Raw genomic sequence first — 23433 nt, 5'->3', positions numbered from 1 at the left:
CCTATTACCCATTACCCATTACCTATTTAAATAATAATTTAGGATTAAATTTATGAATAAAATAGCCGCGATCGCGATTAGACACTGGAAGCCGGTAATACTTTGGAACATATTAGTTTTAGGGATAACTACTTACGTCGCTGCAACTACACCCCGTGTGTGGAGTGCAACAACACAATTAACGATTCCTGGAACAAATGGCAATTTGGATGCTAGTTTGGGTATTTTGGGTTCTTTAAGAAAAGGTGATTCTAGTATTTCTGCACCTGCAAATGGTCAATTAGAAATACAGAAAAGTATTTTAACCAGCGACACTTTGATAGAAAAGGTACTTAGTATAGACCCTTTAAAAAATGATTTTAAGCTGCCTACTTATAAGTCTCTATTCCAAGTTTATATCGATGAAAATGCCCGCATTCTTACCGTAAATACTAAAAGTTTATCACCAGAGCTAGCAAAATTACGAACAAGCAATCTGCTCAAATTATATCAAGAGCGACTCAAAGAACTCCGTCAACAAAACCGTTTATCAAAAAGGCAATTTAGTGCAGTCGAATTAGAAGATGCTAAAAATAATTTATTATTAGCACAACAAACTTTAGCACAATTTAAGCAGTCTAGCGCATTAGTAGATGCTCCCGAACAAACAAAAGCAATTGTTACTACCATTGATGGTTTAACTAAAGCTCAATTAGAAGCATTATCTTTAGCCGAATACAACCAAAATCGCGTTAATACTTTATCAACTCGTTTGGGAATGTCACCAAATCAAGCAATTCGTTCTTTAAGCTTGGGTGAAAATAAAGACTATCAATTTATCCAAGAAAAACTATCACAAATAAAAGCCGATTTAGCCCGGGAACGTGCTAAGTATACTGATAACCATCCTGTAGTTAGAGAACTTTTTCAACAGCAACAAGTGTTATTAAATCAGGTACAAACTCAAATTAATCAAACTGCTGCGGGAACCTCAATCGATACTACAGTGAGTACTGAAGGACAAGGACGCGCTAATTTAATTCAACAATTAATTCTGGCAGAAACTGAGGCTTCTGGTCAACAAAACCGCGCTGAACAGATACAAAGTCAAATAAATCAACTCAAAGCAAACTTAGATTTTATCCCTTCTCAACAAGCAAGATTAGCAGAATTACAGCGTAATGTTGATGTCGCTGAAGGTGTTTATAAAGGTTTAGTCGCTCAAGTACAACAAACTAATATCGATGTTTTTGATGTTTATCCCAATGTCGAAATATTAGATTCACCTCGCGTTGGTAATAAGCCGATTTCTCCCAAAAAATCGTTAATGGGTTTAAATGCTGCTGTGGCAGGAATAATTGGTAGTATTGCTTTAATCTTACTTCTAGAAAGACGCAATCCGCTGTTAAGTCCTCAAGATTTGAAAGATATGAAATTCCCCATAGTTGTTTCTATTCCTCAATTCAAAGGTGGAGAATTAACCTGGGATTTAGATGATGATAAACAGGTAAAATTTCAACGTCTAGCTTCAGCAATTAGCTTGCAACATTTAGATAATCGTCATCTATTAATTACTAGCGCAATAGAAGGTGAAGGTAAAACAACTGTAACTTTAGGGTTAGCAAAAGCATTAGTAGATTTAGGTTTCCGGGTACTGATAGTTGATGGAGATTTTATCCGCGCAGAATTAACCCAAAGCTTAAGTTATACTCAGCAATTAGACAGCACAAATAGGGTTATCCCTATAGAACCCAATTTGGATTTATTGCCTACAGCACCACAAAGCGGCAAAATTGTCAAGATAGTATCTCAAGGACGCTTTCAACAAACATTAGCAAGTGCCGAATCTCGCGCTGAGTACGACTATGTTTTAGTGGATACTGCTCCAGTCAGCGCTACAAGTGCTACATCATTGATGACTGCTCAAATTCCCAACGTATTATTTGTCGTTAAACAAGGTATGAGTTTTAGTAACTCAGTTCGTGATAGCTTAGAACAGTTAATGGAACATCAAGCTCAAGTATTAGGTTTAGTTGTAAATGGTGTGGAAACTGCTGACAAACCTTATAAGCAAAGGTTAGAGGTTAGAGGTTAAACGTCTACTGTCAACTGTCCACTGTCAACTGTCAACTTTTCTTTTGCTTCCTTAATTCTTCTATTTGAGGAATTTCGACAACTAGTTGATATTTCGCGTTCATTTGTTCATTGATAAAGTCTTCTAAAAACCCTACTTGCTTTGGTGTTAGAGATTTTTTGCTGCGAACAGTTAAACGAATTTCTGGAGGATTAACTAACCAATTAGTTTCAGTTTTTACTAATTGTACTTCTTGAAATGTTAGGGTTTTATTCAGAAATGCTTTTTTAATATTGGCTTGCAAACGAGTTTGTTGAACTAAGGATATAAAACTCAAGCTCAGGGGAATTACTAGGATACCTGTAAATGCAAATACCCAACCCAAAGCTTTACGTGCTTGTTTGACTGGTGTATAACCATTAATAAAAAAACTAACCATACATGATAGTGTAATTCCTAACAAGTTAGTCAAGTAAAGCAAGGTTGCACCTAAACTTAAAGACCAATCAGCCTGTGCTAAACCCAGTCCAATTACGCATAAGGGCGGCATTAACGCTACAGCTATTGCTGTACCCGCTAAACTATTTTCAATTTTGGGCTGCACTTTAGCATAGCCGCTGATACCTCCGGCAACTATGGCAATTCCTAAATCTAATAAATTCGGTTGAGAACGAGCTAAAATTTCGCTACCATAACTAGAAATACCCGACAATAAGCCAATTATCCAAGCCAAACCAATGGCGATCGCACTTCCCAAACTCACTGCACGGGAAGCGGTGCGGAACAGATATACATTTCCTTCTAAAGCTCCATAGGCCAACCCCCGTATCGGTAACATCAAAGGTGCTATAATCATTGCTCCGATAATTACAGCAGTACTATTACTGAGCAAACCAAAAGTCGCGATCGCACAAGAAGCAAAAATTAAAATTAGGTAGCTAGAATCAACCGCTGATTCTGATTGTAGAATGTCTTGTAATTGCTTTAATTCAAATGGATGAACTTTGTTGCTAACCAAGACAGACAGCAGATGTTTTACTTTTTTGTACATATTTTTTATGCATATATTTGACCTACAAATTTTCCTAACAATTTGCCTAACAACCGCTTAAAATAAATTGTCGCGACCTAAAATGTTTGCGGAGATTCACAGCTAAACATAAACTGATACTTAACGAAAGTTCAACATCGGGATGTGACAAATGTCAAAAAAATCTACAATCAGGGACTATGACAATTGAAACAGCGGTAAATGAAGCCGTCGGTATCGAACAAAATCTCAAGCAATTTCTCTTAGTACTGTCTGTATCTCTAAGTGTGGCGACTTTACCGCAAATTTTTAGCTGGTTTCGCCAAATACCTTACACCCTATTGTTAGTAATTGCCGGTTTGGGTTTAGCCTTTGTTGATGTACGATTAGTAAATCTTTCTCCCGAATTAATTCTGGCAATTTTCCTACCTCCTCTATTATTTGAGGCTGCATGGAATTTAAAGTGGTCGAATTTAAAACGAGATTTCTTTCCTATCACTCTTTATGCTGTAGTAGGAGTGGTAATTTCGATTATTGGGGTGGCACTAGGTTTAAATCAAGTTGTTGGACTACCTTTAACCACAGCTTTATTAATTGGTGCAAGTCTTTCTGCGACAGATCCGGTTTCCGTAACTGCGTTGTTTCGCGAATTGGGAGTTGACAAACGTCTCACTACTTTAATGGAAGGGGAAAGTTTGTTCAACGACGGAATGGCAGTTGTGGCTTTTGGTTTCCTAGTAGCTCTTCCTTTGGGAACCGCAAAACTAGGAGTTCAAGAAGTCATCTTAGAATTAATTAGCGTTATTGGTATCGGTGTTGGAGTTGGTGGTTTAATTGGTTTTGGTATCTCTTACCTCACTCAAAGATTTGATTTACCCTTAGTCGAACAATCCTTGACATTAGTATCAGCTTATGGTACTTATATAATTGCCGAAGAATTTGGCGGTTCTGGTGTAATTGCTGTTGTCACCACCGGCTTAATTTTAGGTAATTTTGGTTCCCGAATCGGCATGAACCCCCGTACACGGGTGATTGTCAGCGAGTTTTGGGAATTTGTATCGTTCTTTGTGAATTCAATTATTTTCTTATTAATTGGCGACCAAATCAGATTTGCTAATTTAGCAGATAACTTGTTAATTATCGGTGTAACTATTGTCGGTATGGTTGCATCAAGGTTTATCTCCGTCTACGCTTTAAGTTTCTTCAGCAATCGCGTGACGAATTCCGATATTAGTTTACCGCAACAAACGATACTTTGGTGGGGAGGTCTACGAGGTTCGGTTGCGATCGCGTTATCATTGAGCGTTCCCACTGTCTTGGGCAATCAAAGAGAAGATTTAATTTCTACTGTATTTGGCGTAGTTTTATTTACTTTATTAGTCCAAGGATTGACTATTAAGCCTTTACTACAAAAATTAGACCTGCTCGGTGACCAACCTTTGCGTCAAGAATATATGCAGTTAGTCGCTCGTGAAAATGCATTGCGACGAGTTCTCAAATATTTAGATGAGGTGGACGATGAACGTCCCGGACTTGATTTAGAATTTTGTCGTTACCAAGAAGCTTTAATTAATGGAGAACTCAAACAAATAAAAGAAAAAATTAATAAATTACAGGATGAACATCCCAATCTTAAGTCTTTTGCTAGTGAACAATTACGCAACGAATTATTAGCAGTAGAAGCCGATACCTATGCTGAATTTGTGCGTAATGGTAGGTTGAATAAAGAGCTTGCACCTTTGTTACAAGAGATTTTGGAAGAAAGTTAATTAAGGTTAAAGGTTAGAGGTTAGAGGTTAGAGGTTAGAGGTCAAGTTAAATATCTATCATGGAAGACTATCATTCTAAGAGGATGTTTTAAAAATATCCGGCGGTTGAAACCGCGACTACACAAGCAAAGTCCACCTGCGTGGACTAATCAATTTTTAACCCGCGCAGGCGGGTTTTGTTTTTGTAGCTGCGGTAACAAAGCGCCAAATATAACTAGGTGGACTAATCAATTTTTAACCCGTGCAGACGGGTTTTGTTTTTGTAGCTGCGGTAACAAAGCGCCAGATCAACTACAAAATTAAAGATATCATATAGTATTTATATTTTTTTTGTGAAGCTGAAAAAAAACAACGTTTATTTTGTTGAAGATTTTACCCCAAAATAGCTGTTTTTTAGCTCTTTTATACTACGGGCAGAGAAAATATAAGCTTTTGTCTGACTGAACAAAATGCAGTCTAGTCAAGCATCTCGGAGCTTTTTACTTGAGCTTAAAATGACATTCATAACCCGTTTTTAGTATAAAGCGAACAAAGTTGGCAATTGTAAGGTGATGGGTCTTACCCCTCTTGAACTAAAAGAAAATTTAGGGGCTAATGCTATTGGGAATGTTTTGATTGCTATCTATAAAACTAATAAATGGTTAAATAATGGTTTTAAAATTTCAATACATCAAATTTAATCAAATGTGCTATCGTTTAGTTGCGTTAAGTTTTTTGTAAGTGTGTTTAAGTCAAAAGTTTTGTTATATAAAGGTTTTGCTTGAACATATAAAAACTAACTTAAGGTGTAAAGTAAACGTTTTTACTAACACCTCTGAGAAATCCTCATGTGATAGGCGGATATTTTTTATGGATTCGGAAATCTATGATAAATTTTTCGTCGAGGATTCTTGTTCAGTTATTAAAGGTAGTTTTGGAGAAAGCTTTGTCTATAATGCTCCAAATTATCTACAAAAGATTTTGTTTTACAGCTTCAAAAACTCGACAAATTATTGTGTTCCTTGTCCGAAAAAATAATTATTAATATTAAAACCGTTGGTATTTGACAATAGTGCTGTAGCTCTGTTTGTTGAATCACCCGACTAACTAGAAGCTCGCGAAACAATGGCTAGAGTATTTGCGAAGCTCACGCTACGCAAACAGTTATTAACTTTAAAAATCATAGCTTGCTGGCTATAGAACTCCAGCGAAGTCACTCTGAGAAAATTCATTTTCAAGAGTGCATCAGACACTGGCGTTTGCCATCCGAATTCTATTTACTTACTCCCAGGTATTGAATATGTTGACAGAGTGCTATTTACTGGATTACTACTTCAAATCTCCTCTCATCATGTCTTTTTTACCCCTCTCCTAAGTTTTGGAGGGGGGTGGATATGGTGAGCTTGTTGATCGATTTAATCGTTTTTTGATTTTTGAAGGAGTACTAAATTTATGGCAGCGCAAAATTTTAACGAGCAGACTCTGATTAACCAAAGTTTTGATGGTCAGAATCTGAATGGCTCTACCTTTGTAAAAACCAAGTTTGAAGGTGGTTCCTTAGTTAACACACGTTTGAGAGGGACTGACTTTAGCGAAGCAGAATTGTTAGGTGTGAATGCAACTGGTGCTAATTTTCAACCCAATAACAATTTTCCGACCACCAGCTTCGCTAAAGCAAAGTTGGAGAATAGCAATTTCACCAATGCTAATTTCCAAAATGTGCAATTCTCAGATGGTGTCGAATCTGTGGAAATCATCGGTGGAAATCTTACTGGAGCTAACCTTCGGGGAGCTAATCTGTCTGGAAGTAAGATTGAGGGTGTCACTATCGGTAACAACACCAGATTTATTTTGGCTAACCTTAGTGGTGCCGAGTTAACTGGTATTGATTCAACTGGTAATCCCAGCTTCCAAGGTGCTAACTTAACAGGTGTAATAGCCGAGGGTAGCGATTTAAGCGGTGCTAACTTTACTGCTTTTAATGGAACAGCCACGAATTTCACAGATGCTCAATTGAAGGGTGCTGATTTATCAGGTAGCAATTTTACAGGTGTTTCTGTACCAGGAATTTCTTTGGAAGAAGTCAATTTAAGTGACGCTAACTTGACAGATGCCAATTTTAGTGGCGCTAACTTAAGTAAAGCTAATTTAAGCAACGGCACATTTATCGACGGTGCTGATGCTGATACAGTTGGTACTGACTTTTCCGGTGCTTCACTTGTTGAAGCAAATGGAGTTGGTGGCGACTTCACAAATGCTTCCTTTGTCAATGCTGACCTCAGTAAAGCCGACTTTACAGGAGCTAACTTCACTGGAGTCGATTTGACTGGCGCTATCTTGACAGATACCATTCTTCCTGTCAGTACAATTACTGGAACTGCTGGTGCGGATTTATTAATTGGTACAGGTCTACCTGACACGATTGACGGTTTAGCTGGCAATGACACTCTCCGTGGCTTAGGCGCTAATGACAACTTGTTAGGTGGTAATGGTGCAGATCGTCTTGAAGGTGGAGACGGTAACGACTCTCTTGATGGGGGAGCAGGACGAGATAACCTACTAGGTGGCGAAGGTAATGACCTACTGTTTGGTGGAGCTGGTATAGATACTCTCAACGGTGGAGAAGGTAACAATATTCTCGACGGTGGTGATGGTAGCGATACCATAATTGGTAGCTTTGGCACCCTTAACGCTGAAAATGAGATTATCATCGGTTCTGCCGACCTCTTCACTGGTGCAACTAGTGTTGACACCATTCAAGGCTTCGTTTTTGAACAGGATGCATTTGCATTGTTTGAAGATCCAAATCCCACTGGATTTGAAATCCTACCTGAAGAGTTGCAAGTCGTAGGAGTCGGTAGCAATGCTGTGATTCAATGGGATAATCCCTTGACTCCTGCGGAGACCTTCCAAGATATTGCGATTGTTGTAGGTGCATCCGTAGCAGATGTCGAGGCTAGCTTGCCTGTTTAAGGTGATTCAAGACCAACAATACCGATAGGATGTTTCAATGGTTTGAGAAGTTATGCAAGACAAATTCTGTAAAGAAATGGTAAATAGCAACCATTCTAGCCTTAAGAAACGCACACCCAATAAAAAATCAGTTTTTTTCGGGTCAGACAGTTGGAGATTCATCAGTAATCAATGTTTAATACACTTTATTTCTGGCAAAATAAGGTGCGTTACTCTCAATCAACTGTGCGAAAGGTTTCTGGCATTGCTTGAATACCGATTCTAAATTTACAGAAAAGGTCTCGCACAATACGGCTTCGATTACTATTTACCAGATTGGTAATTTTTCAAAATTAACATGGGGTGAGGTTGTTTTGCAACCTCTCTCCTTTCTCCCTTGGGTTTTGAATAAAAGTATTTACTTCCCTGACCTGAAATCGGTGTTATTGAATCTGGGTATCTGGGTATGAATTTATATTGGAAGACGTTGCAGTGCAACGTCTCTACAATGATGGAAATTATCAGAAATTGGGTTTTTATAAGAAAAACCCGACTTCTCAAAACTACTGAGAGACAATCAATATTTTTTTGCAATTTTTAAAATTTAAAAGAGGTATCTAGTTATGGCAGTTTTCAATTTTAGCAATCAGACGCTGCAAGGAAATAATTTTAATGGTCAGAATCTCAATGGTTCTAACTTTTTTAAAACAGAATTGCTCGGTGTGTCATTTGTGGATACATTGCTCAGAGGGACTAACTTTGAAGAATCAAAGTGGTTAAATGTCAATGCTTCCAATGCTAACTTTAGACCTACTACAAATTTTCCGACAACCACTTTCTTTAAAGCAAATTTAGAGAATGTTAATCTCAGTGGTGCCAACCTGCGAGACGTTAATTTATCAGAAATTAGTACTAAGGGTATTAATCTCTCGAATGCTCAATTACAGAATGCCAATTTATTTAAGGCTAATATCAGTGGAGAACAGTCGGAGCGCCCAAATTTAAGTGGGGCTAACCTGACGGGAGCTAATCTGAATGAAGCTAATTTAAAAGCCGCTGATTTAACAGACGCTAACTTTACTAATGCTAACCTGCAAAAAGCTAGCCTCGAAGGTACTATCCTGGACAATACAAATTTTACAGGGGCTGACTTTAGGGAAAGTAATTTTACGGATATTACCCTCAGCAACTCTATTTTTGATTTGGCAAACCTGAGTGATGTGCAGTGGAGTGATGTTTCCGCAGCTGCGGGAGCAACCTCAACCAATTCCAGCTTCCGGGGTGCTAATTTAACCAACTTTAGCGCTGAAGACCTGAATCTTGCTGGTGCTGACTTCACTAATTTTGATGCAAGTAACCCGACTATACTGACTGGTATTAGTCTGGCTGATAGTGTACTTAATGAGACTAATTTTAGTGGTGTTTCTGCGGAAGGTATCTTCCTTGAAAAGGCTGATTTAACTAATGCTAACTTGAGTGGGGCAGACCTCAGTAATGCCAATTTAAAAGCTGCAATTCTCACCGGAGCAAACTTAACGGGAGGGATTCAACTTGATGGTGCATTTCTCGAAGAAGTAAATTTAAGTGGAGTTAACCTCACAGATGGCAATTTGGCTGGTGCTAACTTAAATAAAGCCAATTTAAGCAACGGTACATTTATCGATGGTGCTGATGCTGACACAGTTGGTGCTGACTTTTCGGGTATCTCATTTGTTGACGGTATTGCAATCAACGGTGACTTTACTAATGCTTCCTTTGTAAATGCTGACCTCAGCAAAGCCGATTTTACAGGAGCTATTCTTACTGGTGCCGATTTCACTGGTGCTAATTTGACAGACACCATTATTACCCTTCCCGGAGGATCTACAATTACCGGAACTTCTGGTGCTGATTCACTGACTGGAACCGCTCAAGCTGACTTGATTGACGGCTTAGGAGGAAATGACACTATCGGGGGCTTAGATGGTAATGACACCTTATTAGGTGGTGCAGGTAGAGACTCCCTCCAAGGTGGAGCCGGTAACGATTCTCTTGAAGGAGGGGGTGGAGCAGATACTCTACTTGGGGGCGCTGGGAATGACTTCCTCTTTGGTAACGGTGGTAACGATTCTCTCCAAGGAGGAGGAGGTGCAGATTTCCTCGCGGGAGGAAGCGGCAATGATACCTTGTTTGGTAACGCAGGAGCCGATGTATTTGAAATCGGTCAAGGTGGTACTGATATCATCAAAGACTTCGTAGATGGTGTTGATTTATTTGCCTTGTTTGAAGGAGCAACAACAGAAATTCAATTTACTGACTTGACAATTGGAGCAGACTCTGCTGTTAGCAGTAATACTTTGATTTCCTTGACTGCTACCAACGAAATTATCGCCATTGTGGAAGGTGTAAACTTCAGCTTAATTACCGAAGCTGACTTCGATTAAGTGGGAATAGTTCGACGATAATCTCTGCGTCTACACAGAAGTCGGGTTTTTATTCATATTTTCTGGGATTACAGATATCTATCGTAAAAACCCGACTTCTTACCCGATGAAAAATTAAGGTTTTACAACTTCTTTTTGGGAAACATTAATCGAGGATTTACCATCTAATTCACATTAATTTATAATTTGGGTGCAATATGTTCACACAATTTGATTTATTTAATTACCGCTTTAAATCTCCTCTCATCATGTGTTATTTACCCCTCTCCTAAATTCTGGAGAGGGGAAGATATGGTGAGGCGAGTTGATCGATTTAATTGTTTTTTTTAATTGTTTTTTGATTTTTGAAGGAGTACTGAATTTATGCCAGCTAATTTTGACGGTCAGAGTCCAACCCAGCAGGAGATTAATAACGCTGGCAATCTTAATGGCTCTACCTTTATAGCAGCCACGCTTCAAGATATTTCCTTGGTTAACGAACCATTGAGAGGAACTAACTTTAGTGAATCAAATTGGCTGAATGTTAATGCAACTGGTGCTATCTTCGCGCCTAATAATAACTTTGGTTCCGCAAATTTATCTTTAGCGAACTTACAAAATGTCAATCTCAGTGGAGCTAACCTCAGATCAGCTAATCTGTTTAAAGTCAATACAAGTGGTATCAATCTTTCCAATGCTAACTTAACTGATGCGATTTTAGGAGAAGCCAATCTGAGCGGGGAACAATCAGAGCGCCCAAATCTAACTGGAGCTAATTTTACCCGTGCTGACTTATCCTTAAGTAATCTAAAAGCTGCTGACTTAACAGGTGCAACATTAGTAAATGCAAATTTAAATGGAACTAGCCTTGAAGCCGTAATTTTACAGGATGTAAATGCTAGAGGAGCGGACTTTAGAAACACTAATTTTACAGACATCTTCTTACTCAACAATAATTTTAACCTTGCCAACTTTGAAGGTGTCACCCTAAGTGATGTCAATTCATCAGTTCCTGAAGGTGTGTCTCTAACTACACTACCTACTGACTTTGATCTCAGATTTCGTGGTGCTGATTTGAGTAACCTGATTGCAGATGGCGCTAATCTGGCTGGTTCCGATTTCCGTTCATTTGTTTCTAATGGAGTTGAAACTGCTACCCAATTAGATGGTGCTAGTTTTACTGGTTCCAACCTAAATGGGTCTAATTTCACAAATGTTTTTGCAGAAGGTATCTTTCTCGAAGGTGCTGATCTGAGCAATGCGATATTTACCGGAGCGGATTTGAGCGGGGCAAACCTGAGTAATGCTATCCTAACTGACGCAATCTTAACCGGAGGGGTTCAACTTGACAACGCTTTCTTGGAAGGAGTAGATTTTAGTGGGGTTGACCTCACAGGAGCTAATCTCAGTGGAGCCAACCTCAAAGGTGCGAATTTTACAGGGGCTGACTTGACTGGAGTTAATCTGAGTGGAGCTGACTTGACCGAAGCGAACCTCACAGGTGCTGAACTTGATGATGCCAATTTATTTGGTGCTAACTTAAATGTAGCTAACTTAACCAACGCCATATTTAGCGATGGTGCTGATACAGACACACTCGGCGCTGATTTGTCAAGTATTTCATTTGTTGATGGTATTGCGATCGGTGGTAACTTTAGCAATGCGCTTTTCGTGAATGCAGATTTATCCAAAGCTAACTTTACCGGCGCTAACACAACTGGTGCTGACTTTACTGGTGCGATTACCATCGATACTATTGGGCTTTAAAGGTTAAAGGTTAGAGGTCAAAGGTTAAAGGTTAAAGGTCAAAGGTGAAAGGTTAGAGGTTAGGAGCTAATGGCAACAATTTAGGTAATATTAAGTAAGGGTGTGTTGGCTTTGGCTGACACGCCCTTTTTAGGTTAAAGGGTTAGAGGATGTTTAACAAATATCCGGCGGTTAAAACCGCGACTACACAAGCAAAGTCCACCTGCGTGGACTTGACAACCCGCAACGGCGGGTGCCGGTTTGTGTAGCTGCGGTTTCAACCGCCAGATAAACTTCTCACGTTTGACCTCTAACCTCTAACCTTTAACCTCTAACCTCTAACCTGTTATTATCATGCCAGAATTCATCGGACAACTTCCCAAAAACGAACCCGCTTGGAATGCGATATCTTCTGTACAAAGCTTCCAACGCTATACACAAGGAATACATTTTGATTGCGATCATAATTCTCGTTTAACTTTAACCGTCCTTTCTCCCAACTTAATTAGAGTTCGTTTTTCACCCAATGGGGAGTTGACACCGAGACGTTCTTGGGCTGTAAATTTACCGAATGCAGAATGGAATATTGTAGATTTTAATATCCAAGAAACTAATGAATTGATAACTGTTGAAACTGAAAAAATTAAGGTTTGTGTGCAGCGTCATCCTTGTCGGATAATGTGTTTTGATAAATCTGGTAATCCCTTTGCTCATGATACAGATTTAGGGATTGGTTGGCGTAAAAATCAAATTATTAATTGGAAAGAAATTACTATAGAAGAAAGATTTTACGGTTTTGGTGAACGTTCGGGATTGTTAAATCAACGGGGTAAGTGTTTAACTAATTGGACGACGGATAGTTTGGATTACACAATGTTAACGGATGAGATGTATCAAGCAATTCCGTTTTTTATGTCTTTGCGTCCCAATGTTGGTTATGGTTTGTTTTTCAATACTACTTTTTGGAGTCAGTTTGATGTTGGTGCGGATCAATTAAATACTTTGCAGTTGAAAACCCAAGATAGCCAACTCGATTATTACATTATTTACGGACCCGAACCCGCAACAATTCTCGAAACCTATACCCAGCTTACGGGAAGAATGCCGTTACCACCACGTTGGGCTTTGGGTTATCATCAATGTCGTTGGAGTTATGATTCGGAAACCGAAGTAAGGGAATTAGTTAAGCAATTGCGTAACCGTCGCATTCCTTGTGATGTGGTTCACTTAGATATCGATTATATGCAGGGTTTCCGGGTATTTACTTGGAATAAACAGCGGTTTCCCAATCCGAAGAAGTTGATCGAAGATTTAAAGCAACAGGGAATTAAAGTTGTGACAATCATCGACCCCGGTGTAAAATTCGACCCAGAGGCAGATTATCAAGTCTGCGATGAAGGATTAAAAAATGATTATTTCATCCGTAGGGTAGATGGTCAAGTGTTCCACGGTTATGTATGGCCCGATAGAGCGGTTTTCCCGGATTTTATGCGTGGGAAAGTGCGGGAATGGTGGGGTAATTTACAGCACTACCTTACTGATGTGGGTGTGGCTGGTATTTGGAATGATATGAACGAACCAGCTTTGAATGACCGACCTTTTGGAGATGTGGGAAGTAGTAAAATTACTTTTCCTATGGATGCACCTGCGGGGGATGAGGAAGATAAGACGACTTGGAAAGAAACCCATAATTTATATGGCATGAATATGGCTCGTGCTTGTTATGAAGGGTTAGAGAAATTGCGATCGCAACGTTCCTTTGTATTAACTCGTTCGGGTTTTGCAGGAGTACAGTGTTATTCGGCGGTGTGGACGGGGGATAATCACTCAAAGTGGGAATATCTGGAAATGTCCTTACCAATGCTGTGTAATTTGGGATTATCCGGTGTTGCTTTTGTAGGTGCAGATATCGGTGGATTTACTGGGGATGCATCTCCAGAATTATTCGCTCGTTGGATGCAAATGGGAATGTTATACCCGTTGATGCGTGGTCATTCGATGATTCAAACCAAGCGTCACGAACCTTGGGAATTTGGTCAGGAAGTTGAAGATATTTGTCGCAAATATATCGAATTACGCTACCAATTGTTGCCTTATTTCTACACTTTATTTTGGCAAGCAGCGGATAAAGGTGAACCAATTTTACGCCCTTTACTTTACCATTATCCCAATGATTCTCAAACCTATGAATTATATGACCAAGTATTAATTGGTTCGGATTTAATGGCTGCACCAATTTATCGACCCGGAGTAGAAAAGCGCATGGTATATTTACCTGAAGGTACTTGGTATGATTGGTGGAGTAGAGAACTATTACAAGGTTCGCAACACATTCTTATTGATGCACCTTTAGCAAAAATGCCTTTATTTATTCGGGCTGGTGCAATTATTCCTTTAGTTTCAGTAATGCAATATACGGAAGAATTACCCATCGATGAACTGCGGTTATTAGTTGCACCAGGTACAGGAAAATTTACGCTTTATGAAGATGATGGGAATACCTTTGCATATCGTGATGGAATGAGTTCTACTACACAATATCGGGTTGATTTAGAAGGAAATCAGGTAGTAGTTGAAGTTGGAGAAAGAAAAGGAAAATGGATTCCTATTGAGCGTAAAGTTATTGTGGAAGTTATAGGTTTTGGAGAACAAGAATTTATCGATGATGGAAGTCAAAGACGTTTAGTTTATCAATAGACATCTGGTGGAAATTAATTATGCGTCATCCAGAAACCTTGTAGAGACGCGAAATTTCGCGTCTCTACATTCTTTTTCGGAGATGTCTAATGAACAATTATCAATAATTTGTAAGTTGGGTTAGATACAAAAGCTACTCCTATCCGTTTTAGTTGAACGTACTCAAATAAACTTAATAGTTTACGATGAAAAACAAGAGGTGATTGTCCGATGGATATAGAAAAATATCGTCAAATTATCCAACAATTAATTTTGGAAAAGCAAGCCCGTAAATCTTATCCAGAAGGAATAGAAAAGCAAGCTGTTTTAGATACTGAACGTGACCATTATTTATTACTACATACAGGCTGGTGTAATAATCGTCGCACTCATGGATGTAGTCTACACATCGATATCAAAGATGGTAAAATCTGGATACAACATGATGGAACTGAAGCCGGAATTGCCACACAATTACTAGAATTAGGTGTACCCAAGGATAATATCGTGTTAGCTTTTCATTCTCCTTATATGCGGGAATTTACTGAATTTGCGACACAATAATCAAGGCATATTATTACTATCTGATAACTAATAACCGATAACTAACCTAATCCCCTTTACCAGTAACTAATGGTTCCTCTGTACTACTTTCAATAACTCTGATTCGGTTTTCTAATTGTTCTACAGTTCGCAAATTATAACGCTCTAAAGAATAACCAAACCAAATCACGCTACCACCAAAAACTACACTCAATCCAACCAAAAGACTTGCAAGCGTCTTGACTTGCGATCGCAAATATTTTACTTCACGATTATGGTTTTCTAATTGTACGATAGAATCTGTTTTGAGATGTTTAGATTCGGGGACTAATCCAGCTTCTACTTCTGCTGCTTGTTTAACAGTGGTAGCAGGTTTAAAAGCGACTTGTTTACGAAGCCAATTAGCAATTAATTTCGGGCAATTTTTTGTATACCAACGCCATGCAATAATTCTAAATGCTGGTTTAGATAGTCTAGCAATTAATTTTAAGCTTCCGTTTAAAGTACGAGAACGAAATCGTTGATTTATAAGATTAATTGAACCTACATCATACAGACAATCGATGATAAGTTTAATCGAACTTTCTTCTCTGTATGACAAACTTTCGAGTAAAAGAAGAACGTCATGCATTTTTTCTTCTTCTTTCTTCTTAAGCGCTGATACCCTTGTTAAGTCATCCGGTACTTGTATTTGGTTATGCATGGTGTTTTTGGCTGGTTACAGATAACCTTCTTTAGCACTAATAAGACAATTTTTTCACAGACAAAGGGGGTAAGCAAGTTCAGTTTTTATAAATTAGCTATTTTTCTGATAATTTTGCTTATGCTTATAAGTTTTAATACCAGAAATTTATCAGTGAACATAAAATAATCTTACAAGGGATAAATCCAAAATCCTTATAACCTGTAGAATGATTTACTTGTATCTTTCGGATAGATTTTGATTATTTATCAACTTGAAAAATACAAGGTTAAAGGTTAAAGGTTAGAGGTTAAAGGTTAAAGGTTAAAGATTGGTAATAAACAACTGTCAACTGTCAGCTGTCAACTGTTTATTAACCAACAAAGCGACGGGGAAATGTTGTAAAATATCACGTACCCAAAGTGCATCTTCACCCTCTACTTGTTGTCCTGTAAACACATCTTGCCAGATAGAAGTGGAATCAGAAGGAGGAACAATGCGAGTTTCTTGCCAAACTTGTTCTGACAAGGGATATTTACCCATTTCTACTAAAGAAGTAAAGAAACGAGGTGCAATTACAATGATTTTTTGTTTTCCTAATTCTCTACTGAATCCAACAACATGACTCTTTAAACTTCCAACTACCGTTAGTTTTTCGTAAGTACCACGTTGAAATAAGTCTAAGTACTTCCGACGTGCTTGTAATGTTTTGTAAATCAAGAAAAGCTTGATTTTCCCATCTTCGGGAGTTTCGAGCAATTGGGCAATATAATCGGGTAAATGTGCTTCGCTTTGAGATTGAATTTCTTCTAGATACTTTTCTCGTTTCTTAAAGTCTACCGGACGGCGGTTGTCTGGGTCTACTAAACTCAAATCCCAAAGTTCAGTTCCTTGATAAATATCAGGAAGTCCAGGTGAAGTAAGTTTTAATAATGCTTGAGAAAGAGAATTTAGAATACCGTAATGCTGGATTTTTTCTTGGAAAGGACGAAAAGCTTGTAAAAATTGATTATCTTCACTATCCTTTAAAACTCGTTCAGCAAAATTGGTAAAACCATCTTCGTAATCGCTATCATTTTTCAGCCATGCAGTGTGAACTTTTGCTTCTCGAATTGCTTTAATTATATATTTCTTTATCCGCTCGACAAAAGCGGGATACTCTTCTTGACTAAAAGGAAAAGCACCGAGCAGGGTTTGATAGAACAAATATTCATCGTTAAAAGTGGGTATATCTCGTCCACCGACGTAATCTTTTAATGGTGCATTAATTTCGCGCCATTGTTGCAAATTTTGCTCCCATTCGTCGGGAATTTCTGATAAAATATTGATTCTGGCTCTCACATCTTCGCCGCGTTTGGTATCGTGGGTAGATGTGGTATTCATTGTATGGGGCCAATTTGCAATCTGCTTAGAATTGTAATGATGAAACTCTTCCAAAGATACCCCAAATTGAGTAGGGTGAGAACCAACTTCATTAAGAGAAACCAACCTGTTGTATACATAAAGTACAGTATCTTCCACACCTTTCGCCATCAGCGGCCCGGTAAACTGTTGTAATCGCATCAAGAAACGCAACCATTCTTCTCTATCTTCCTCTGCAAGATGCTCGTCATACTCCAATAGCAGAAATTTTTCAATAAAACTGAGTTCATTAAGAAAGTTAGGAATATTCTTTTTCGCTTGAGTCATTACTTGCTCAATATATTCCTTATCAGCGGAACTTGCTCCCCCACTGTTAATATATGTGCGATAAATCGGAAATACTGCCAAAATTTCCACCAATGCTGCTTTTAAACCATACATGGTAAAATCGCTAGCATAACGGTATCTACCAGATATTTTTTTGAAAAGATGAGCTAAATTATCAATATCTCCGGCTAAATGTTTTTCAATAATTAATCTTTTGTTCTGGTCGATTAACTGTTCACAAGAAGCAGTTTTACCAATAAAACGATGGTAAATATCGTCAAATTTTTGTTCGTTTAATTGAGCGCAAAAAATACCGTTAACTTGGTTGAGAAAATCGTATCCTGTAGTTCCTTGAATCGACCAAGTTACTGGTAATTCTTCTTGAGGTTCGAGAATTTTTTCTACAATTAAGTAAACATCTGGTACTTTTTCACGTAATCTATCTATATATTGTGCGGGGTCATACAAACCATCAATATGGTCTATTCTTAATCCATCAAATTTACCTTCTTCAACTAATTGTAAAATCAATGAATGAGTAGTCTCAAAAACTTCTTGGTCTTCAATTCGTAGCGATATCAAATCATTAACAGTAAAAAAGCGTCTGTAATTGAGTTCTTCATTTCCTACTTTCCAGTAAGCAAGCCGGAAAAATTGCTCTGTCAATAAATCTTCTAATAAATCAAAGCTCTCTGCTTTACCTACTTCTCCATTAAAGATACTAATATTTTCTTCAATATATTCTTTTACTTCTTCAGAATCATTCCACAGTTCCCATAACATTCGTTTGACAAAGTTGATTTGAATCTCTCGTTCTCGTCCTTCTTCCCCCGATGGGATATACTTCAAAGTATAAAGAACACCCAAAAATTTAATAAAAGCAGGATTATCTCTACCAAGTTTTTCCTGCAAGCGTTGTAAATCATAAGTAAGAACTTGGTTATAAGATTCAATGCGAATAGGAAATTTATGAGAATAATAGTTAATAGTTAAACCCTTTTGTTCGTACTGAATTTGTAACTCACCACTTTCGAGACAATCACCGCAAAATTTCCCTAAAAATGGCGCTAATACTTTACAATTATTCTCTGGATAATGATGATTCCAGTCAATATCAAAAAAATCTCTGTATCTAGAATCTATCCCATTTTCCAAAACATCCATCAGCATTTCATTTTCACTATCAAAAGCCATATGATTAGGTACAATATCTTGAACCCAGCCGATATTTAAAGAGTGAAGCTGTTCGATTAATTCTTCAAATTTTTCTACCCCTCCTAATTCAGGGTTAATTTCACGAGGATTGACTGCATCATAACCGTGACTACTACCTTTTCTTGAAGTAAGAATTGGAGAAGCATATAAATGAGAAATACCCAATTTTTCCAGATACGAAGCAATCGATGAAGCTGCAATAAAACCAAAGTTAGGAGTAAATTGAATCCGATATGTTGCTAAAGGTATTTGCATCATGATAATTTTGGATTTTAGATTTTGGATTAAAAGTGAGGAGTTAGTTGACAGTTGACAGTTGACAGTTGACAGTTGACAGTTGACAGTTATTTTTTAACCTTTGACCTTTAACCTTTGACCTTTAACCTTTGACCTTTGACCTTTAACCTTTGACCTTTGACCTTTAATTACTGTAAACCACAACGCTATAAGGATTAATAATTAATATTGAGTTGCTATTCTCTTCGATTTTCTCTGGTAATTTTGACCCGATACCCCCCCAAGTTTCTTCACTCGAATCAAGTATTTTTTCCCAAATCCCACTCTTGTTATTTTCTGCTATTTTAACAGCTTCCGAACCAAAGTTAAGCCAGCACAAAATTCTACTGTCTTGATGGTGTCTGTGGATGTGGAGAACTTTTTCTGGTTTAAGTACTGTTGCTTCTAATTGATTCCAATCTAAGTTCCTAAGTGCAGGAATGTCTCTTCGCATTTTCAAGAGTTTTTGATGAAACAACCACAATTTTCGGTGGTTTCCAGCTTTGCGCTTGTCCCAATTTAATCGCGATCGCTGATATGTTTCTTCTGCTTGAGGATCTGGTGCTTCTTTTCCCCCCATTTCATGAAATGCAGCAAATTCCGCTTTTCTTCCTTTTCTAACTGCTTCGATTAAATCGCGATCGCTATGACTGACAAAATACAAAAATGGTGCTGTTTCTCCGTATTCTTCACCCATGAATAACATGGGAACGTATGGTGAAAGTAAAAGCGCTGCTGCTGTCAATTTCAAACCTTCAAAGGAGATCAACTCAGCAAGTCTATCCCCTAACATTCGATTCCCGATCTGATCGTGATTTTGAGCGCAAACTACAAACTGGCTCGGAACACAATCGCTGGGATATTCTCCATGATATCTATGACGGTGTTTAGAGTAATCCCATGTATAAACAAATCCCTGAAGATAAGCTTTTGCTAACTGTTCTAAATCGCCAAAGTCCTCGTAATATCCGTTATTTTCACCAGTTACTAGCGTATGTAAAGCATGGTGAAAATCATCACTCCACTGAGCATCAATACCGTATCCACCTACTTCTTTTGAACGAATAATCCGGGGGTCGTTGAGGTCGCTTTCGGCAATTAAATACAGTTGACGACCCTTTTTTTGTTCTAACTCAGTTACAGCTTCCGCCATCTCTGCTAGAATGTGCTTCGCACCAAAGTCATAAATGGCATGGACAGCATCCAAACGCAATCCATCTAAATGGTAATTTTCCAACCAATATAAAACATTTTGTACAAAGTAATGTCGTACCCCATCGCTGTAGGCATCATCAAAATTCACCGCACTACCCCAAGGAGTTCTGTATTTCTCAGTGAAGTATGTACCGTAGCCCCAAAGATAATTCCCTTCCGGTCCGAGATGGTTGTAAACTACATCCAAAATGACTGCTATACCAATATCATGGCAAGCATCAACTAGTTTCTTTAAACCATCAACACCACCATAGGAATTTTGTACGGCGTATGGAAAAACACCATCGTAACCCCAATTACGACTTCCTGGGAACTGAGCCACAGGCATAATTTCAATCGTATTTACCCCCAATTCCCGCAACTGTGATAACCGAGGAATCATCGATTCAAAAGTCCCTTCCTCAGTAAAAGTTCCTACGTGCAGTTCGTAGATCACCATTTGTTCTAAAGGAATCCCCTGCCACTGGTCATCATTCCATTTAAAGCTGCTGTGGTCAACAATGGACGAAGCACCGTGAACACCTTGCGGTAAAAAATGTGCAGCGGGGTCAGCTCTATCTGTTTCACCATCAAGTTGGTAATAATATAAAGTACCGGGTTTGATATCTGCAATCGAACCGTGCCAATAACCCCGTTCATCTTTTTTCAGAGGTACAATTTTATCTTCGGGATCAACTAAATGAACTGCAACCTCTCCTACCAGAGGTGCCCATAAAGTAAAGTTGCAACTATTATTTGAATATTGAGAACCGATATACATAACTGGTTTTTAATTGTTAGTGGTTAGTTGATAGTTGATAGTTGATAGTGGTTAGTTGATAGTTGTTAGTGGTTAGTTGTTAGTTGATAGTTGTTAGTTGATAGTTGTTAGTGGTTAGTTGATAGTTGTTAAAGACCTTAGACCTTAGACCTTTAACCTTTGACTTTTATTAATTATTAACCTATTCATCATCATATTCTTGCCCTACTCTACCAAGCCTCTTAAGGATGATTATCGAACGCGCTTCTACCTCTATTGGCTTATCTTTGATATAACGTTTACCGCGCTGTACAAATCTAGGCTTAGTGGTGTCAACGATAGTTAACCACTCCCATTCCTGTAATTCACAGGAAAGCAAAAAGTCCAACATTTCGTAATGAGCGTTAAATAAGATTAAGAAACTTTCATCAATGATGCGTTCTCCTCTCGGTCCTGGTGAACCGATTCCTTCACCGTTGAGGTAGATGCCAATAGCTTTAGCAAAACCGCTGTTCCATTGTTCTTCCGTCATTTTACCACCATCGGGGTTATACCAAGAAATATCGGTTACTTCCCTACCGCGAATTGCTCTTCCTTGAAACCACTTACGTCTTTTAAATACTGGATGTCGGCGACGAAAATCGATTAATTGACGGGTAAAATCGAGTAAATTCTCATTTTCTTCTTGTAATTCCCAATCTAACCAGGAAATTTCGTTATCCTGACAGTAAGGATTGTTGTTTCCTCCTTGGGTTCTTCCCATTTCGTCTCCCATTAGGATCATGGGTATACCTTGAGACAGTAATAAGGTAACAAGAAAGTTCCTTCGCTGTTTTTTACGAAGTTTCTCAATGGCTAAATCGTCGGTTTCGCCTTCTGCACCGCAATTCCACGAACGATTGTGACTTTCTCCATCACGGTTATCTTCACCGTTAGCAATGTTATGTTTTTCGTTATAACTTACCAAATCGTTCAGCGTAAAACCATCATGTGCTGTAATAAAATTAATACTAGCACTGGGGCTGCGTCCGTTCAATTCGTAAAGGTCAGAACTACCTGTAAAGCGATAAGCGAATTCAGCTAAACGGCTGTCTTCTCCACGCCAAAAATCTCGCACCGTATCTCGATATTTTCCATTCCATTCCGACCACAACAAGGGAAATTCACCTACTTGGTAGCCTCCTTCACCAACATCCCAAGGTTCTGCGATTAATTTTACGTCAGCTAAAACTGGGTCTTGGTGGATAATATCAAAGAACGCTGCCAATCTATCTACTGCGTATAATTCCCTAGCTAAAGCCGATGCTAGGTCAAAACGAAAACCATCTATATGGCATTCCAATACCCAGTACCGCAAACTGTCCATAATCAACTTGAGTACTTGGGGATGGCGCACGTTTAGGGAATTACCACAACCAGTAAAATCCATATAGTAGCGTAAATCGCCATCTACCAAACGGTAGTAAGAAGCATTATCAATACCGCGCAAAGAGATAGTTGGACCCAAGTGATTACCTTCACCAGTATGGTTGTAAACTACATCAAGAATTACTTCTATCCCAGCTTGATGCAAGCGCTTGACCATCTGCTTAAATTCTTTAAGCTGCTGTCCCAAACAACCACTTGCGCTGTAGCCGGAATAAGGAGCCAAATAACAAATTGAATCGTATCCCCAATAATTTCTCATTCCTTTATTAACTAGGTGTCCTGGATGAGATAAAAAATGATGAATGGGCATCAATTCCACCGCAGTAACACCTAAAGACTGGAGATGAGAAATTGCCGCAGGATGAGCGAGTCCGGCATAAGTTCCCCTTAGTTTTGCGGGAATCTCTTGATGCAGTTTGGTAAAACCTTTTACATGAGTTTCGTAGATTATTGTTTCGTGCCAAGGAATTTGTAGTAGTTGATCTCCTTCCCAGTCAAAACTTTTATCTACAACTACCGATTTGGGAATTAAATGTGCATTATTTAACTCTGAAAATCCTAAATCATCTTTAGGATCATCCCAACGATATCCAAAAATTTCTTCACCAAAACCAATATCTCCATCAATCGCACAAGCATAAGGGTCAATTAGTAATTTATTCGGGTTAAAACGATGTCCTTCGTGGGGAGCAAACGGACCGTGGACTCTAAAACCGTAACGCTGACCCGGACCAATCGAAGGTACGTAGCCGTGCCAAGTAAAATTACTAACTTCTCCTAAACTTAATCGAGTTTCTCGTCCTTCTTTATCGAATAAACATAGCTCAACCGCTGTGGCATTTTCTGAGAACAAAGCGAAATTAGTACCCTTGCCGTCCCAGTTTGCACCCAAAGGATAAGGTTTACCAGGCCATAGTGAGAGGTACATATATGCTCCTAATCAAAACAAATAATTTTGGAATATCAACAAATCTTAATAAGATATTAAGCCTTTTTCGATCATTTTAACCCTCTTTTAAGGAGGAGATAGGGAGATGGG

At 38.5% G+C, this 23433-nt stretch carries 12 protein-coding genes; 7 read left to right on the top strand and 5 right to left on the bottom strand.

Going from position 1 to position 23433, the window contains the following annotated elements:
• Positions 1-52 precede the first annotated feature (52 nt).
• On the top strand, positions 53-2074 hold the full coding sequence (locus IQ247_RS24110; RefSeq protein WP_193923869.1) for a GumC family protein: 2022 nt from the start codon (positions 53-55) through the stop codon (positions 2072-2074).
• A gap of 31 nt (positions 2075-2105) precedes the next feature.
• Here IQ247_RS24110 and IQ247_RS24105 read toward each other — a convergent pair whose 3' ends face one another.
• A complete protein-coding gene (locus IQ247_RS24105; protein WP_193923867.1) occupies positions 2106-3104 on the bottom strand; it encodes a DUF389 domain-containing protein in 999 nt (332 codons plus the stop codon).
• 179 nt (positions 3105-3283) lie between these two features.
• Here IQ247_RS24105 and IQ247_RS24100 point away from each other — a divergent pair, with 179 nt between their 5' ends.
• The 6 genes from IQ247_RS24100 to IQ247_RS24075 all read left to right on the top strand — a co-directional run bounded on the left by IQ247_RS24100 (position 3284) and on the right by IQ247_RS24075 (position 15171).
• Positions 3284-4852, top strand: a complete 1569-nt coding sequence (locus tag IQ247_RS24100) for a Na+/H+ antiporter (protein WP_193923865.1) — start codon at positions 3284-3286, stop codon at positions 4850-4852.
• Positions 4853-6283: 1431 nt separating this feature from the next.
• Complete coding sequence (locus tag IQ247_RS24095) at positions 6284-7804, top strand: pentapeptide repeat-containing protein (RefSeq protein WP_193923864.1); 1521 nt, start codon at positions 6284-6286, stop codon at positions 7802-7804.
• A 602-nt stretch (positions 7805-8406) separates the two neighbouring features.
• Positions 8407-10206: a pentapeptide repeat-containing protein gene (locus IQ247_RS24090; RefSeq protein WP_193923863.1), complete on the top strand. Its 1800-nt coding sequence runs from the start codon at positions 8407-8409 to the stop codon at positions 10204-10206.
• A gap of 363 nt (positions 10207-10569) precedes the next feature.
• Positions 10570-11952: a pentapeptide repeat-containing protein gene (locus IQ247_RS32785; protein WP_193923861.1), complete on the top strand. Its 1383-nt coding sequence runs from the start codon at positions 10570-10572 to the stop codon at positions 11950-11952.
• A gap of 333 nt (positions 11953-12285) precedes the next feature.
• Positions 12286-14628 carry a glycoside hydrolase family 31 protein gene (locus IQ247_RS24080; RefSeq protein WP_193923859.1) on the top strand — a complete coding sequence of 781 codons (2343 nt, stop codon included), beginning with the start codon at positions 12286-12288 and terminating at the stop codon, positions 14626-14628.
• 210 nt (positions 14629-14838) lie between these two features.
• Complete coding sequence (locus IQ247_RS24075; protein WP_193923857.1) at positions 14839-15171, top strand: XisI protein; 333 nt, start codon at positions 14839-14841, stop codon at positions 15169-15171.
• A 46-nt stretch (positions 15172-15217) separates the two neighbouring features.
• Here IQ247_RS24075 and IQ247_RS24070 read toward each other — a convergent pair whose 3' ends face one another.
• The 4 genes from IQ247_RS24070 to glgX form a co-directional block, all read right to left on the bottom strand.
• Positions 15218-15853: a hypothetical protein gene (locus tag IQ247_RS24070; RefSeq protein ID WP_193923855.1), complete on the bottom strand. Its 636-nt coding sequence runs from the start codon at positions 15851-15853 to the stop codon at positions 15218-15220.
• Between the two features lie 327 nt (positions 15854-16180).
• Complete coding sequence (gene treY, locus IQ247_RS24065) at positions 16181-18994, bottom strand: malto-oligosyltrehalose synthase (protein ID WP_322745566.1); 2814 nt, start codon at positions 18992-18994, stop codon at positions 16181-16183.
• Between the two features lie 163 nt (positions 18995-19157).
• Positions 19158-20987 (bottom strand): malto-oligosyltrehalose trehalohydrolase, encoded by a 1830-nt coding sequence (gene treZ, locus IQ247_RS24060; protein ID WP_193923853.1) that lies wholly within the window; start codon positions 20985-20987, stop codon positions 19158-19160.
• A gap of 181 nt (positions 20988-21168) precedes the next feature.
• A complete protein-coding gene (glgX, locus tag IQ247_RS24055) occupies positions 21169-23322 on the bottom strand; it encodes a glycogen debranching protein GlgX (protein WP_193923852.1) in 2154 nt (717 codons plus the stop codon).
• Positions 23323-23433 lie beyond the last annotated feature (111 nt).

Origin of the sequence: Plectonema cf. radiosum LEGE 06105 (assembly GCF_015207665.1) — a bacterium.
In the GTDB taxonomy this organism is placed as follows: Bacteria; Cyanobacteriota; Cyanobacteriia; order Cyanobacteriales; family Nostocaceae; genus Rivularia; species Rivularia radiosa_A.
The sequence above is the reverse complement of the archived record's forward strand: the minus strand, read 5'-3'. Positions and strand labels throughout refer to the sequence as shown.

Coding starts and splice junctions, on each gene's coding strand:
- IQ247_RS24110 (WP_193923869.1), top strand. CDS start 53: ATGAATAAAATAGCCGCGATCGCGATTAGACACTGGAAGCCGGTAATA.
- IQ247_RS24105 (WP_193923867.1), bottom strand. CDS start 3,104: ATGTACAAAAAAGTAAAACATCTGCTGTCTGTCTTGGTTAGCAACAAA.
- IQ247_RS24100 (WP_193923865.1), top strand. CDS start 3,284: ATGACAATTGAAACAGCGGTAAATGAAGCCGTCGGTATCGAACAAAAT.
- IQ247_RS24095 (WP_193923864.1), top strand. CDS start 6,284: ATGGCAGCGCAAAATTTTAACGAGCAGACTCTGATTAACCAAAGTTTT.
- IQ247_RS24090 (WP_193923863.1), top strand. CDS start 8,407: ATGGCAGTTTTCAATTTTAGCAATCAGACGCTGCAAGGAAATAATTTT.
- IQ247_RS32785 (WP_193923861.1), top strand. CDS start 10,570: ATGCCAGCTAATTTTGACGGTCAGAGTCCAACCCAGCAGGAGATTAAT.
- IQ247_RS24080 (WP_193923859.1), top strand. CDS start 12,286: ATGCCAGAATTCATCGGACAACTTCCCAAAAACGAACCCGCTTGGAAT.
- IQ247_RS24075 (WP_193923857.1), top strand. CDS start 14,839: ATGGATATAGAAAAATATCGTCAAATTATCCAACAATTAATTTTGGAA.
- IQ247_RS24070 (WP_193923855.1), bottom strand. CDS start 15,853: ATGCATAACCAAATACAAGTACCGGATGACTTAACAAGGGTATCAGCG.
- treY (WP_322745566.1), bottom strand. CDS start 18,994: ATGATGCAAATACCTTTAGCAACATATCGGATTCAATTTACTCCTAAC.
- treZ (WP_193923853.1), bottom strand. CDS start 20,987: ATGTATATCGGTTCTCAATATTCAAATAATAGTTGCAACTTTACTTTA.
- glgX (WP_193923852.1), bottom strand. CDS start 23,322: ATGTACCTCTCACTATGGCCTGGTAAACCTTATCCTTTGGGTGCAAAC.